The following is a 12,861-nucleotide window of genomic DNA, read 5'->3' on the forward strand; positions in this document are numbered from 1 at the left end:
ATACCTTATCGCGAGCGGAACCGATAGCCTGCGCCCCACACCGTTTCGATATACTGCGGCTTAGCCGAATCCGTTTCTATCTTGTCGCGGATGCGGTTCACGTGGACCGATACGGTCGCCGTCTCGCCCAGGGATTCTGCGCCCCAGACGCGGTCAAAGAGCGTCTCCTTGCTGAATACCATGTCGGGATTTTTCGCCAGGAACAAGAGGAGCTCAAACTCCTTATTGGCCAGCGCTATTTCCTTGCCGGCGATGAAAACCCGCCGCGCCGACTCGTCGATTTCCAGGTCGCCGTACTGGAGGACGCTCTTCGACGTCTCCCGGGCCGTCAGCCTGTCATAGCGGGCCAGGTGGGCCTTGACGCGGGCGACGAGCTCGTTAGGGCTGAAGGGCTTTACGATGTAGTCGTCTGCGCCTAGCCCCAGTCCCCGTATCTTGTCGATGTCTTCCTGCTTGGCCGATACGAGGAGGACGGGGATATTCTTGTGCTCCCGAATATGGCGGCAAATCTGGAAGCCGTCCTGGCCAGGCAGCATGATGTCCAGCAAAATCAAATCGAAGGGCTGACGCAGCGCCTGCTCCTGCCCCTTGATGCCGTCGGTCTCGATGGACACGGCGAAGCCGTTGGCTTCCAGATAATCCTTTTCCAACTCGGCAATGCCTTTATCGTCTTCAATGATCAATATGTATTTCATCGTCAGTTCCTTCCTTCCGTATAGGCAATTCGATACAAATGGTCAGTCCCTTGGGCTGGGTCTGCTCGGCCCAGATCTTCCCTTTCATTTCATCGATGATCTGCTTGGCTACGGCCAGGCCCAGGCCGCTTCCCTTGGCCACGTTGCTGCGGGCCTTGTCGGTCCGGTAAAACGAATCAAACAGCTTGGGCAGGTCGTCTTCGCCTACGCCGCGGCCGTCGTCGGCAAAGGTCAGCCGCACGGCGTCGTCTCCGGCAGCATCCAGGGATATGGTCAAATGGCCTTCGTCGCCGTCTTTATATTTTACGCTGTTGCCGATGATATTTTCCACGACCCGCTGGAAATGGGTCCGGTCCATCGATACGACTGCCGTATCCACAGACGCCGTATAGGAAATATCCAGCCCTTGTCTGCGGAAATGTTCGGCCTGCTCGCTCGTATAATCTTCCAAGTAGCCACAGAGATCTACGTTTTCCCAGCAGAATTCCACCTGTCCCAGGTCAAACTTGGAAAAGAGGAACAGCGTCCGCACCAGGCGGGTCATCATCCTCGACGTATCCAAAATCATGGCCAGGTAATGGCGGCGCTTTTCCGCCGTATCGGCGATGCCGTCCTTCAAGCCGCTGGCATAGCCTTCGATGCGGGTCAGGGGCGTCGCCAGGTCGTGGGAAATGCCGGCGATGAGCTCCTTGCGGTTCTTGTCGTAGGCGTCCCTCATTTCCCGCGACGCCTTCAGTTCCCGGCGCATCGTCTCAAAGGCCCTGCAGGTCTGGCTGATTTCGTCGTTCCCCTCGGCAACGACGGGATGATCCAAATTTCCCCGGCTGATGTCTTCGGCGATGTTCCGCATCTCCTCTACAGGCCGGACAATTTGCCGAGCCAGCAGGCGCGCTAAGAAAAGCCCTACGGCAATCGTCACGAGGACCGCCAATATGGCTAAGACGACAAAGGCGACCTTCACGATATTCTTCGAGCTGAGGTCCCAAATGCCGCCGTGCTTGCGCAGTTGTACCGGCCCGATGACGGCTACGGCTACGCCCGTCTCAGGCGACGTATAATGGAAGGCGATGCCTTCGTCTGACCAGTTGAGGGCCGCGCCGCTGCCCGGGCTGCGCCGGTACGCCTCGCCGATCGTCGCCCAGGGATCAGTATGCTCCGTCGCATACAGGATTTGTCCCTTCTGGGAAATCGCCACCGTAAGGCCCTGATCTTCCAAATGGTCGCTCGTCTGCATGAGCCGGCCCATGCCTCCGGTATACCAGTCGGCGCGGACGCAGAGGCGGCTCAGCTCAAACTGCACCGATAAGGTCGGGCCGTTGCTCTCCGGCCAGAGAAAGGAAATGGCCGCCGCCCTGTTGATGTTGCCGAAATGGAGGCCTAAAAAAATAGCGATGCTGACGACGAGAGTAAAGGCCACGGGAATGGCTATCATAACAAAGTTAGACAACAGCAATCGTTTTCCAATAGGTATATCTCTCAGGTTCATCTGTCCTTCTCCCCGCTTTCCTGCCGCATGACGCGCCTTGCCTTCTATTATACCACGCCGCCGCAGATATCTTGATACGTTCGCATAGTTATACTTATTGCAGTGTATGCGGAAAAGATAAACAAAAATTAAACGAAGGAAAAATTCTTCATAAAACCTCCGTGCCCTTGTCTTTTCTGCAGCAGGTATCCGATTGATGGGCTTAATACATTTAAAATGCAACTATATTTTTTAGAAAAATATTCCGATTTTCCTGTGGATGTTCTGCATTTTTACGAAAATCCCAGGCCGCAGGCCGCGCCCATGTCCTTTGCTTTCGCATATTTTACACGGCGAAATATCTCTTGTATTTGACAACACCCGTCCCTTAGTGATAATATGTTAAGCAACAACCAAATATACAAGTTCATCCAGAGCAGCTGAGGGACTGGCCCCATGACGCTGCGGCAACCCCCGTCAGGGAAGGTGCCAATTCCAACGGAGTATTCCGGCAGATGAAGCGACATACACGAAATACCGAGCCGTCATCTGTTTGACGGCTTTTTTAGTTGTACTGCCACCGGGTTGAACTCGTACTGAATCAAGGAGTTGATATTGTGATAAAACTGGAAAACATTACCAAAACCTACGACGGCAAGGCCCAGGTCCACGCCCTCAAAGGCGTCAACCTGACCATTGAAGACGGCGAAATCTTCGGCATTATCGGCAAGAGCGGCGCCGGCAAATCGACCCTCGTCCGCTGCATCAACATGCTCGAACGGCCGACGAGCGGCAACGTCATCATCGACGAAAAGAACCTGACGAACATGACCGACGCCCAGCTGCGGGCGGAACGCAAGCATATCGGCATGATATTTCAGCATTTCAACCTGCTCTCGTCGCGGACGGTCTTCGACAACATCGCCTTCCCCCTGGAGCTCATCGGCGCATCGAAGGAAGCCATCCAGAAAAAAGTCGCCGACCTTTTGGAATTAGTCGGACTGACGGACCGGCAGTTCAACTACCCGGCCCAGCTGTCGGGCGGCCAGAAGCAGCGCGTCGGCATCGCCCGGGCCCTGGCCAGCGACCCGAACATCCTCCTGTGCGACGAAGCCACGTCGGCCCTGGACCCGCAGACGACGAAATCCATCCTCGAGCTGCTCAAGGACATTAACCAGCGCCTTGGCATTACCATCGTCATCATTACCCACGAAATGGCGGTTATCAAAGAAATCTGCAACCGCGTCGCCGTCATCGAAGGCGGCGTCATCAAGGAAGCAGGCCGCGTCGTCGACGTCTTTACCAATCCCCAGTCCCAGACGATGAAGGACTTCGTCAAATCGGTTATCAACATGGAGCTGCCCGCCGGCATCGCCAAGATGGGCATTACGGATCAGCCTGCGCCGGGCTACGATATGCTCGTCCGCCTGCGCTTCAAGGGAGCCGCTACGAACGAACCTGTCGTCGCATCGGTCGTACAACGCTTCCACACCTACGTCAGCGTCCTCTACGGCAACATCGACTACATTCAGGACGAACCTTTCGGCTATCTCATCGTCGTCATCATGGGTTCTATGGAACAACAGGCAAAAGCATTTGAATATATTAAAGAATTACCTATTGGAAGCGAGGTTTTAGGATATGTCCCAAGAAATCATTAATTTAATGCTCCAAGGCATTCAGGAAACTGTTTTCATGGTCGCCGTCGCGACGATCATCGCCGCTATCATCGGTATTCCCCTCGGCATTACGCTGGTCACGACCAGCCGGGGCCATATTCTGGAAAACCGCTTTATCAATCAGATACTGGGCACCATCGTCAACATCATCCGCTCGATTCCCTTTATCATCCTCATGGTCGCCATCATTCCTCTGACCCGCATCATCGCCGGCACGTCCATCGGCACGACGGCGGCCTGCGTGCCCCTGACCATCGTGGCCATTCCCTTTTTGAGCCGCCTCGTTGAAACGTCTATCCGCGACGTCGACTTCGGCCTCGTCGAAGCCGCGGAATCCATGGGCGCCACGCCCTTCCAGATCATCCGCAAGGTCCTCATTCCCGAAGCCCTGCCGACGATCATCAACAACATTACGGTCCTCATCGTCAACCTCATCGGCGCTTCGGCCATGGCCGGCGCAATCGGCGGCGGCGGCCTCGGCGACATCGCTATCCGCTACGGCTACCAGCGCTTCCGCGCCGACGTCATGCTGGCGACGATCATCATCCTCATCGTAGGCGTCAACCTCATCCAGGCCTGCGGCGACTTCGCCTCGCGCAAGAAAAATAAAAAATAAGTAGATACGATATAACCCAGACCGCAGCAGAACCTGCCATGGTCTGGGTTATGTTATACAGCGCCGGATTTGACAAAGAAAGGGCCGTATGAGTAAGATGTATATATACGTATGCAACAAGGAGGCATGAAGTATGAAAGCAATGGTACTGTATTACTCTAAAACGGGCCACACGCAGAAGATGGCCGAAATCATCGCCCAGGGCATGGAACGGGTACAGGGCGTCCAGGCCAAAGCCTGCTCTATCGACGATTTGGACGAAGCGTGGGCTGCCGAAAGCAAATGCATCGTCCTGGGCTCGCCTATTTATTTCGCCAGCGTCTGCGCCGACGTCAAGTCCTGGCTCGAAGGGCCATGCAAGAAATGCCAGCTCGCCGGCAAGCTGGGCGGAGCCTTCGCAACGATGGATTATCTCCACGGCGGCGGCGACCTGGGCATTCGCCTCATCCTCGACCATATGATGGTCTACGGCATGATGACCTATTCCGGCGGCGGCTCATGTGGCGCGCCTGTCATCCATCTGGGCCCTGTAGCCTTAAGCAAAGATCTGGACGGAAGCAAGGAAACCTTCCTGACCTACGGCGAACGCATGGCGGCTAAGGCTGTCGAGTTGTTCGGCATAGAGGGCTAATACTATACTTGACCCAATACTATGTATCATACAAAAGGACGCGTCATCTTAATCTGGCGGCGCGTCCTTTTTCTCTGCCTCATTGCATAATCTCCCTATGTTATATCGCTTCCAGCTTCACGCGGAACGAAATCATCCGCGCCGTGTCCATGGCATCGAACTGCACGACGTAGGCTTGCCGGTCCATATTGGCGTCGATGACGGTTCCCTCGCCGAAGACGGCGTGCCGTATCCGCTGGCCCGACGCAAAGGTCGTTTTGCCCTCCCGGTCAGGCCAGTATTTGCCGCTGTATTCGATGTAGTCCCGAGTCGCCCGGACGAGGCTGTCCGGCGGCGGATTATCATACGCCAGCACGTCCGGGCCCATATCCAGGATAAACCGCGACGGATAGCGGACTGCGCCGTCGAAATGCTGCCCGTCCGCTTCGGACAAATATAAGCCCCTTTCAGCCCGCGTCAGGGCTACGAAGGCCAGCCGCCGTTCTTCTTCCATGGCCTGCATCGTCCGCACCTTCCGCGACGGGAAAATGCCTTCGTTCAGGCCGTACAGGAATACGTAGGGGAATTCCAGCCCCTTGGCGGCGTGAACCGTCATGAGCTTGACCTTGTCGTCATCCGGCGCGGCGTCGGCGTTGGTAAGCAAGGCCACGTGGGACAAATAATGCTCCAGCGTGACTTCCTCGCCGCATGTCGTTTCATACTCGTACACGGCCTGCTTGAGCTCGGCCAGGTTGTCCAGCCGCTCCTGGCTGCCTTCGGTGCGGAGCGCTTTCTCATAGCCGCTGGCGTCGAGAATTGCCGACAGGACCTCCGATACAGGCCGGCCCTCGTACTCGGCGGCAAAGGACTCGACGAGCGCTGCGAACTGGCGGGCCTTCGTCCCCTTAAACAGGCCGTCGTCCATCGTTTCGACCAGCGCTTCGTACAGGGAGCAGCCGCGGGTGTCGGCGTATTCCTGCAGAAAGGCCATGCGCCGCTTGCCCAGATTGCGCTTCGGCACGTTGGCGATCCGCTGGAAAGACAGGTCGTCTTTATAGGCGATGATGCGCAAATAGCTGAGAGCATCCTTGATTTCCTTGCGGCTAAAAAACTGGACGCCGCTGTATATGACGTAGGGTATGTGTTCCTTCAACAGCGCTTCCTCCACAGTCCGCGTCACGTAATGGGCCCGGTACAGGACGGCCATGTCCTTGTAAGGCACGCCGCGTTCGCGCAAGGCCTTCATGCGCCCGGCTATCCACTGCCCTTCAGCCTGGGGATTTTCGGCAAAATGGCAGACCACGGCGTCACCGTCAGGCAAGGTCGGCCGGAGCGACTTGGCCATACGGCACACGTTGTTGTCGATGAGGGCGTTGGCCGCCGCCAAAATCTGAGGCGTCGAGCGGTAATTATCCATCATTACGATGGTCTTCGTCCCTGGGAAAGCTTTGTCAAACTCGAGGAGATACTTTACGTTGGCGCCGCGCCACGTATAAATCGTCTGGTCCGGGTCGCCGACGATGAACAAATTCTTGTGATAGCCCCACAAGACGCTCATGAGCTCGTATTGAAGCAGGTCGATATCCTGAAATTCGTCGATCATGATGTATTCCAGCCGCCGCTGCCATTTCAGCCGGATGTCGTCGTGCTCCTTGAAAATATACAGGGAAAACTTGATGAGGTCGTTGTAATCGAGGCCGAAGCATTTCTTTTCCTGATACAAATAGCCGTAGAAGATGATGTCCGCAGCCGACGAGGCTTCGTCGTACTTCTTTTTCAGCCGCTCCAGAGACATCGTAATCATGTCGGCGTAATATTCCGGTTCCTGGACGAGCTTGCGCATTTCTATCATATCCCGGGCGGCGGAAAAGGTCATATTGCGCAGCGTCAGCCCCCGTTCTTCGTAAATCATCTGGAGCATGGCGTCGATATCGGCATTATCGAGGACGAGAAAATTCTTGGGATACTGGACGGCGTGGCTGTCTTCCTGCAGGACCGATACGCAGAATCCATGGAACGTATTGACGTAGCCCGTGTCGTTGTCGCCTGTCAGGTTGTGGATGCGCCGGCGCATTTCCGCCGCCGACTTGTTGGTAAAGGTGACGCAGAGGATGTGGCCCGGCAAGATGCCCAGCTCGTTGACTAAAAAGGCAAACCGGTGCGACAAGGCCCGCGTCTTGCCCGAGCCGGCGCCGGCGATGACCCGCACGCAGCCCTCCGTCGTCGTCACGGCCTGACGCTGGGCGTCGTTCAGCCCCTGCAGCAAATCCATCATCGTATCCTCCCTTTCTGCGAACATTCGTTTCTTTCATTATAACAGGAATTCCGCCGCCGCTCAATACGAAATCCAGCCATTTCTCCTGCCGCAAAAACGCAGCCCCCCTCTATTCTTTTAATCTATCTAATGATATAATAAATAAGTTATACAAAAGGAGGCATACATGTTAGAAAAATTTCAAACCTTACAAATTAGCGACGTCATTCTCAACGCCTTAAACGAAATGGGCTTTGAAGAACCGACGCCGATTCAGGCAAACGCCATCCCCGTCGCCATGTCGGGCTGCGATATGATCGGCCAGGCACAGACCGGCACGGGCAAAACGGCAGCCTACGGCATTCCCGTATTAGAAAAAATATTAGCGTCCGAGCCGTCGAAGGAAATACAGGCCGTCGTCCTGTCGCCGACGCGCGAGCTGGCCATGCAGGTCGCCGAAGAGCTCAACCACCTGGCCCAATTCACCCACATCCAGGCCCTGCCGATTTACGGCGGACAAGATATGGAACGACAGCTGCGCCGCCTGCGCAAATCGCCGCAGATCGTCGTCGCCACGCCGGGCCGCCTCATCGACCACATGAAGCGCGGCACCATCAGCCTGAGCCATATTTCGACGATCGTCCTCGACGAAGCCGACGAAATGCTGGACATGGGCTTTATCGAAGACATCAACCTCATCATGGCCGCCACGCCCAGCACCCGTCAGACCCTGCTGTTCTCGGCCACCATGCCCAAGCCCATTCAGCAGCTGGCGGAAACCTTCCTCCATGACCCGCAGATCGTCCGCATGAAGGCCAAGGAAGTGACTATCGACCTCATCGAGCAGTCCTACATCGAAGTGCCGGACCGCCAGAAATTCGACATCCTCTGCCGCCTTCTCGACCTGCAGGAGCCGGATTTGGCCATCATCTTCGTCCGTACCAAGCGCCGCGTCGACGAGCTGTCCGAAGCCCTGAAAAAGCGTGGCTATTCCGCCGAAGGCATTCACGGCGACCTGACGCAGGCTAAACGGGACACGGTCATCCGCCAATTCCGCGAAAAGACTATCGATATCCTCGTCGCCACCGACGTCGCCGCCCGCGGCCTCGACATCAGCGGCGTCACCCACGTATTCAACTACGATTTACCCCAGGACCCGGAAAGCTACGTCCACCGCGTCGGCCGTACAGGCCGGGCCGGCCAGAGCGGCGAAGCGACGACCTTCGTCATTCCCCGCGAAATCGACCACCTGCGGGCCATCGAACGGCTCATCAAACGGCGCATCGCCCGCCGCAAGGCCCCGACCTTCTCGGAAGCCCTGGAAGGAGCCCAGCAGGCGGCTATCCGCCGTCTCGTCGCCGCAACAGAAGACGACAACTACAGCATCTACCGGGCCAACGCCGAAGAGCTTCTCACCCACTTCGACTCTGTCGCCCTCCTGTCAGCAGCCATCAAGCTGCTCACGAAGGAGCCGGACACGACGCCGGTCAACATTACGGAAGAAGCGCCCCTGCGCGTCCACCGCTCCCGCCGTCCCTACGGCGACAAAAACCGCCGCCGCGACTATCGTCACGACCGCAGCGACCGGAACGACCGTTCCGAACGAAATGACCGGAGCGAACGCAGCGGAGACTATCGGAACGGCAATACGAAACGCCGTCACTTCGCGCCGCGGAAGCAAAACGACAACGCGTCGGGAACGTTCCGCCGCAGCGGCGAAAAGAAGGTCCGTAAGGAGCCGAACCGCTCCGTGTTCAAGCCCTATTTTAAAGACTAATTCGCCTATCAAAAAAACCGTACCCTCTGACGAGGATACGGTTTTTTCTTATTCATATGGCAATATCAAGGATATTATTTGCCTGTGAACGTAGCTTTACGTTTTTCAACGAAAGCGCCCATGCCTTCTTTCTGGTCTTCCGTAGCGAAGCAAAGGCCGAATACTTCGTCTTCATAAGCAATACCAGTGATAACGTCGCAGTTTATACCGCGGTTGATAGCTGCTTTGGAGAGCTGTACGGCGATCGGAGCGTTTTTCGCGATCTTCTTAGCCAATGCATATACGGTATCCATCAGTTCTTCCTGAGGAACAACTTTGTTTACGAGGCCGATACGATATGCTTCCTGAGCGTCGATCATGCCAGCCGTGAAAATCAGTTCTTTGCCGTAGCCGCGGCCAACGACACGGGGCAGACGCTGCGTGCCGCCGAAGCCCGGCGTAATGCCGAGGCCAACTTCGGGCTGACCGAATTTAGCGTTTTCAGAAGCATAACGGATGTCGCAAGCGCAGGACAGTTCGCAGCCGCCGCCCAAAGCGAAGCCGTTAATAGCAGCGATAACCGGCTGCGGCATGTTTTCGATTTCCGTAAACGTATCCTGACCGATTTTGCCGAATGCGCGACCTTCAACTGCATTCTTCGTGGACATTTCAACGATATCTGCGCCGGCTACGAAGGATTTGCTGCCGGAACCCGTGATAACGACGACTTTAATTTCGGAATCAGCGGCGATTTTGCCGACGAGGTCTCTTAATTCCGAAACCGTTTCCGTGTTCAGGGCGTTCAGAGCTTTCGGACGATTGATCGTAATCGTTGCAATACCGTTTTCTGCCGAGTAAAGAATGTTTTTGTAGTCCATAATTAGAACCCTCCCAAAATAATATATTCACACGTAGGACGTGCAAACAAGGGGCGTGAATACTCACGCCCACTGCCTGACAAATATAAATCGCTTGAGTTTACATTGCTTGCTTATAGAGTTGTGTTTGTACTGCTCGCCTATTATTTCGTGTAGTCGTAGAAGCCTTTGCCCGTCTTGCGGCCGAGGTAACCGGCGTTGACGTACGTTTTGAGGAGCGGGCACGGACGATATTTCGGATCGCCGAAGCCTTCATAGAGAACTTCCATGATGTGAAGGACAACGTCGTTGCCGATCAAGTCGCTCAAAGCCAAGGGGCCCATCGGATGGTTGAAGCCCAGTTTGCATACGGAGTCGATATCTTCTTTGGATGCTACGCCTTCCATCAAAGCCTGGATAGCTTCGTTGATCATGGGGATAACGACGCGGTTGCCTACGAAGCCCGGGAAGTCTGCAACTTTAACCGGGGATTTGCCGATTTCTTCGGATACTTCTTTGATTTTTGCGAACGTATCTTCAGAAGTAGCGATGCCGTTGATGAGTTCGATCAATTTCATGACCGGAGCCGGATTGAAGAAGTGCATGCCGATAACTTTGTCCGGACGTTTTGTAGCTGCGCCGATCTGCGTGATGGACAAAGAGGACGTGTTGCTGGCCAGGATCGTGTGTTCCGGGCAGAGTTCGTCTAATTCTTTGAAGATAGCCGATTTGATTTTCAGATCTTCGATAGCAGCTTCAACAACGAGGTCGATGTCTTTCATGTTGTCGGCCGTGCGGGTAACGAAGCCGGAAATGCGGCCCATTACGGCGTCTTTTTCTTCCTGCGTCATTTTTTCCTTGCTGACCAATTTCGTTAAGGCTTTATCAATTTTAGCTTTGCCGCCGGCGATGAATTCGTCTTTAATATCATTCAAAACGACTTCGCAACCGTTAACAGCAAATACCTGAGCGATACCGGAACCCATGGTGCCTGCGCCAATAACCATTACCTTTTTACAAAACATGTTAAACTCCTCCTTATTTCGCGTGATTTTTTTCACGAGTCTCTTTCGAAAACTCACGCGCGATATTAAAATAAGTTTCACTGCTTACACTCATAGTATATCACGTTTTCCAAAAAAATCTACCGAAAAAACGCGATTTTTCCAAAAAACTGCATATTATGTATACGTTTTTTTTATACACAAACCATGTCCAATACTTTTATTTCATCATTCGATACCAAAAGCGCCGTTTACTACGTTATATTATGAACGTTGGTCATACCAGATTATGTAATTTTTCACAATTCATTTTTTTGCCCTTCGCCGACATTTAAGGCCTGCAAGATATGGCGTCTTTGTTCGTATTGCCGCCTGTACATGGCCGTGTTGTCCTTATTCGGCATAAAGGTCTTGTGAACGGCGAGCTGCCGCTGGAGAGCCTGCTTGAGGTCGGCAATATCGCCGGCTCCGTAGGCGGCTACGATGCAGTTTGTCGGCACGGCCCCGCCGGCGACGCGCAGCGTCGATACCTGCGTGTCCAGCATGTCAGCCTTGATCTGATTCCACAAATCGTCACGGCTGCCGCCTTCCGTAATGGTCAGCGTCGTCAAGTCGATGCCTGCCGCCCGGTACCGGTCGGTGACCTCCATGTAATCGTAGCCGATGCCTTCGAGGACGCAGCGCCACATCGCCCCCTGGTCCGAGTCGAGTGTCAGGCCCGTGAAGGTACCGCGCACATGGGGGAAATCACCGTTGCCGCCCGTCAGGTAGGGAATGAACATCGCCCCGTCGCAGCCTGCTGGATGGCGTTCTGCTAATTTGTCCAGCTCGGCGTAGTATTCGTCGTCTTCGCGGCGGCAGACAGAGTCCTTAAACCAGCGCAGAGCCAGGCCGCCGGTCCGCACCATGCCCCAATAGAAATACGTCCCCGGCAAGGTGCCCGAATTGAAGATGAGGCCGCTTCCCGGCACGGACAATTCGGGGATGATGCCGTCCGTAGCGGCGCAGAACATAGCGCACGTGCCGGCTACGTCGACGGCCTTGCCCGCTTCCAGAATGCCGCTGCCCATCATGGATTCCATCGTATCGCCGGCGCCGGCGCAGATGGGAATGCCGGCGGGAAAGCCCGTTTCCAGGGCGTCGGCTTCGCAGAGACGGCCAATAATGTCCCAGGGCTTGACGATGCGCGGCATGTATTTCTTGTCGATGCCCAGGATGCGAAGCTGCTCATCGGACCACTCCTTGGTCACGACGTTGTAGCCCAGGCCCCAGCCGGACATAGCGCCCCAGTCGATAAAGGCGTCTTCTCCCTGCAATCCGGCCAGATGCATGAGGACGTACGGGCAGTTGTGGACGAACTTGACGCCCTTTTCCTTAAAGGCCGGAATATGCTTCATGAACCAGCGGGCAAACATGGCCGGGAACATGACGTTCGGCTCGGCGTTGCCCGTTTCGGCCGCCCAGATATCCAGCTTCAAGGCCTTCAGCCCTTCTACGTCGTCGGCCGTGCGGCTGTCCAGATAATTGACGTACGGCGTCACGGCGTTTCCTTCGGCGTCGATGCCGGCAATGCCGCAGATGATGCCGTCGCCCATGATAGCCCGCACCGCCGCCGGGGAAATCCCCTTTTCTTCCAGCTGGCGGCTGCACGACGCCATGCACTGCTTGATGAGGCGGTAATATTCGTCTACGTCCATCTGCACCCAGCCGGGATGAGGATAATACAGCGTCGTCTTGGCCGTATCCATAGCTACGCATTCCATGTCCTCGCTGTACACGGCGACCTTTACGCTCTGCGTCCCGGCGTCAAATCCCAAATAATATTTCTTTTCCATATCCATTACCTGCCCTTCTATCTTGCGGCAAATCAAAAAAAGGCCGGAATACATCCAGCCTTTTCGCACTTGAGAACGGCACGGCAAACA

General features: G+C 55.3%; 10 protein-coding genes and 1 riboswitch. Of the genes, 4 read left to right on the forward strand and 6 right to left on the reverse strand.

All coding sequences use genetic code 11. The features are described from left to right. Positions 1-5: 5 nt before the first annotated feature. Positions 6-695, reverse strand: coding sequence for a response regulator transcription factor (locus B5F80_RS03615; RefSeq protein ID WP_087477460.1), 690 nt, complete (start codon positions 693-695; stop codon positions 6-8). Then, complete coding sequence (locus tag B5F80_RS03620; protein ID WP_087477461.1) at positions 673-2,181, reverse strand: HAMP domain-containing sensor histidine kinase; 1,509 nt, start codon at positions 2,179-2,181, stop codon at positions 673-675. Before B5F80_RS03620 ends, B5F80_RS03615 begins: the two co-directional genes overlap by 23 nt. A 403-nt stretch (positions 2,182-2,584) precedes the next feature. Then, a riboswitch (SAM riboswitch) is annotated at positions 2,585-2,682 on the forward strand. A 95-nt stretch (positions 2,683-2,777) separates the two neighbouring features. Between B5F80_RS03620 and B5F80_RS03625 the strand changes: the two genes are divergently transcribed. From B5F80_RS03625 to B5F80_RS03635, 3 genes are all read left to right on the forward strand, one after another. Further along, entirely contained in the window at positions 2,778-3,821 is a 1,044-nt protein-coding gene (locus tag B5F80_RS03625; RefSeq protein WP_087477462.1) for a methionine ABC transporter ATP-binding protein, read from the forward strand. Beyond that, positions 3,802-4,455: a methionine ABC transporter permease gene (locus B5F80_RS03630; protein WP_087477463.1), complete on the forward strand. Its 654-nt coding sequence runs from the start codon at positions 3,802-3,804 to the stop codon at positions 4,453-4,455. The genes B5F80_RS03625 and B5F80_RS03630 overlap by 20 nt, the downstream gene beginning before the upstream one ends. A gap of 133 nt (positions 4,456-4,588) precedes the next feature. Beyond that, positions 4,589-5,086 (forward strand): flavodoxin domain-containing protein, encoded by a 498-nt coding sequence (locus B5F80_RS03635; protein ID WP_087477464.1) that lies wholly within the window; start codon positions 4,589-4,591, stop codon positions 5,084-5,086. A gap of 100 nt (positions 5,087-5,186) precedes the next feature. Here the strand turns inward: B5F80_RS03635 and B5F80_RS03640 are convergent, their stop codons facing one another. Further along, positions 5,187-7,340, reverse strand: a complete 2,154-nt coding sequence (locus tag B5F80_RS03640) for a UvrD-helicase domain-containing protein (RefSeq protein ID WP_087477465.1) — start codon at positions 7,338-7,340, stop codon at positions 5,187-5,189. A 166-nt stretch (positions 7,341-7,506) separates the two neighbouring features. Here B5F80_RS03640 and B5F80_RS03645 point away from each other — a divergent pair, with 166 nt between their 5' ends. Then, a complete protein-coding gene (locus tag B5F80_RS03645) occupies positions 7,507-9,096 on the forward strand; it encodes a DEAD/DEAH box helicase (RefSeq protein WP_087477466.1) in 1,590 nt (529 codons plus the stop codon). Positions 9,097-9,170: 74 nt separating this feature from the next. Here the strand turns inward: B5F80_RS03645 and B5F80_RS03650 are convergent, their stop codons facing one another. The 3 genes from B5F80_RS03650 to B5F80_RS03660 form a co-directional block, all read right to left on the reverse strand. After that, positions 9,171-9,953: a short-chain-enoyl-CoA hydratase gene (locus B5F80_RS03650; protein ID WP_087477467.1), complete on the reverse strand. Its 783-nt coding sequence runs from the start codon at positions 9,951-9,953 to the stop codon at positions 9,171-9,173. 143 nt (positions 9,954-10,096) lie between these two features. Next, complete coding sequence (locus B5F80_RS03655; RefSeq protein WP_087477468.1) at positions 10,097-10,957, reverse strand: 3-hydroxybutyryl-CoA dehydrogenase; 861 nt, start codon at positions 10,955-10,957, stop codon at positions 10,097-10,099. A 278-nt stretch (positions 10,958-11,235) separates the two neighbouring features. Further along, on the reverse strand, positions 11,236-12,771 hold the full coding sequence (locus B5F80_RS03660; RefSeq protein WP_087477554.1) for an FGGY family carbohydrate kinase: 1,536 nt from the start codon (positions 12,769-12,771) through the stop codon (positions 11,236-11,238). Positions 12,772-12,861 lie beyond the last annotated feature (90 nt).

The organism is Megasphaera sp. An286, from assembly GCF_002163455.1.
GTDB classification, from domain to species: domain Bacteria; phylum Bacillota; class Negativicutes; order Veillonellales; family Megasphaeraceae; genus Megasphaera; species Megasphaera stantonii.

Excerpts from the sequence above, each read along its gene's own strand:
- B5F80_RS03650 (WP_087477467.1), bottom strand. The coding sequence starts at position 9,953 with ATGGACTACAAAAACATTCTTTACTCGGCAGAAAACGGTATTGCAACG.
- B5F80_RS03630 (WP_087477463.1), top strand. The coding sequence starts at position 3,802 with ATGTCCCAAGAAATCATTAATTTAATGCTCCAAGGCATTCAGGAAACT.
- B5F80_RS03640 (WP_087477465.1), bottom strand. The coding sequence starts at position 7,340 with ATGATGGATTTGCTGCAGGGGCTGAACGACGCCCAGCGTCAGGCCGTG.
- B5F80_RS03620 (WP_087477461.1), bottom strand. The coding sequence starts at position 2,181 with ATGAACCTGAGAGATATACCTATTGGAAAACGATTGCTGTTGTCTAAC.
- B5F80_RS03655 (WP_087477468.1), bottom strand. The coding sequence starts at position 10,957 with ATGTTTTGTAAAAAGGTAATGGTTATTGGCGCAGGCACCATGGGTTCC.
- B5F80_RS03660 (WP_087477554.1), bottom strand. The coding sequence starts at position 12,771 with ATGGAAAAGAAATATTATTTGGGATTTGACGCCGGGACGCAGAGCGTA.
- B5F80_RS03615 (WP_087477460.1), bottom strand. The coding sequence starts at position 695 with ATGAAATACATATTGATCATTGAAGACGATAAAGGCATTGCCGAGTTG.
- B5F80_RS03635 (WP_087477464.1), top strand. The coding sequence starts at position 4,589 with ATGAAAGCAATGGTACTGTATTACTCTAAAACGGGCCACACGCAGAAG.
- B5F80_RS03645 (WP_087477466.1), top strand. The coding sequence starts at position 7,507 with ATGTTAGAAAAATTTCAAACCTTACAAATTAGCGACGTCATTCTCAAC.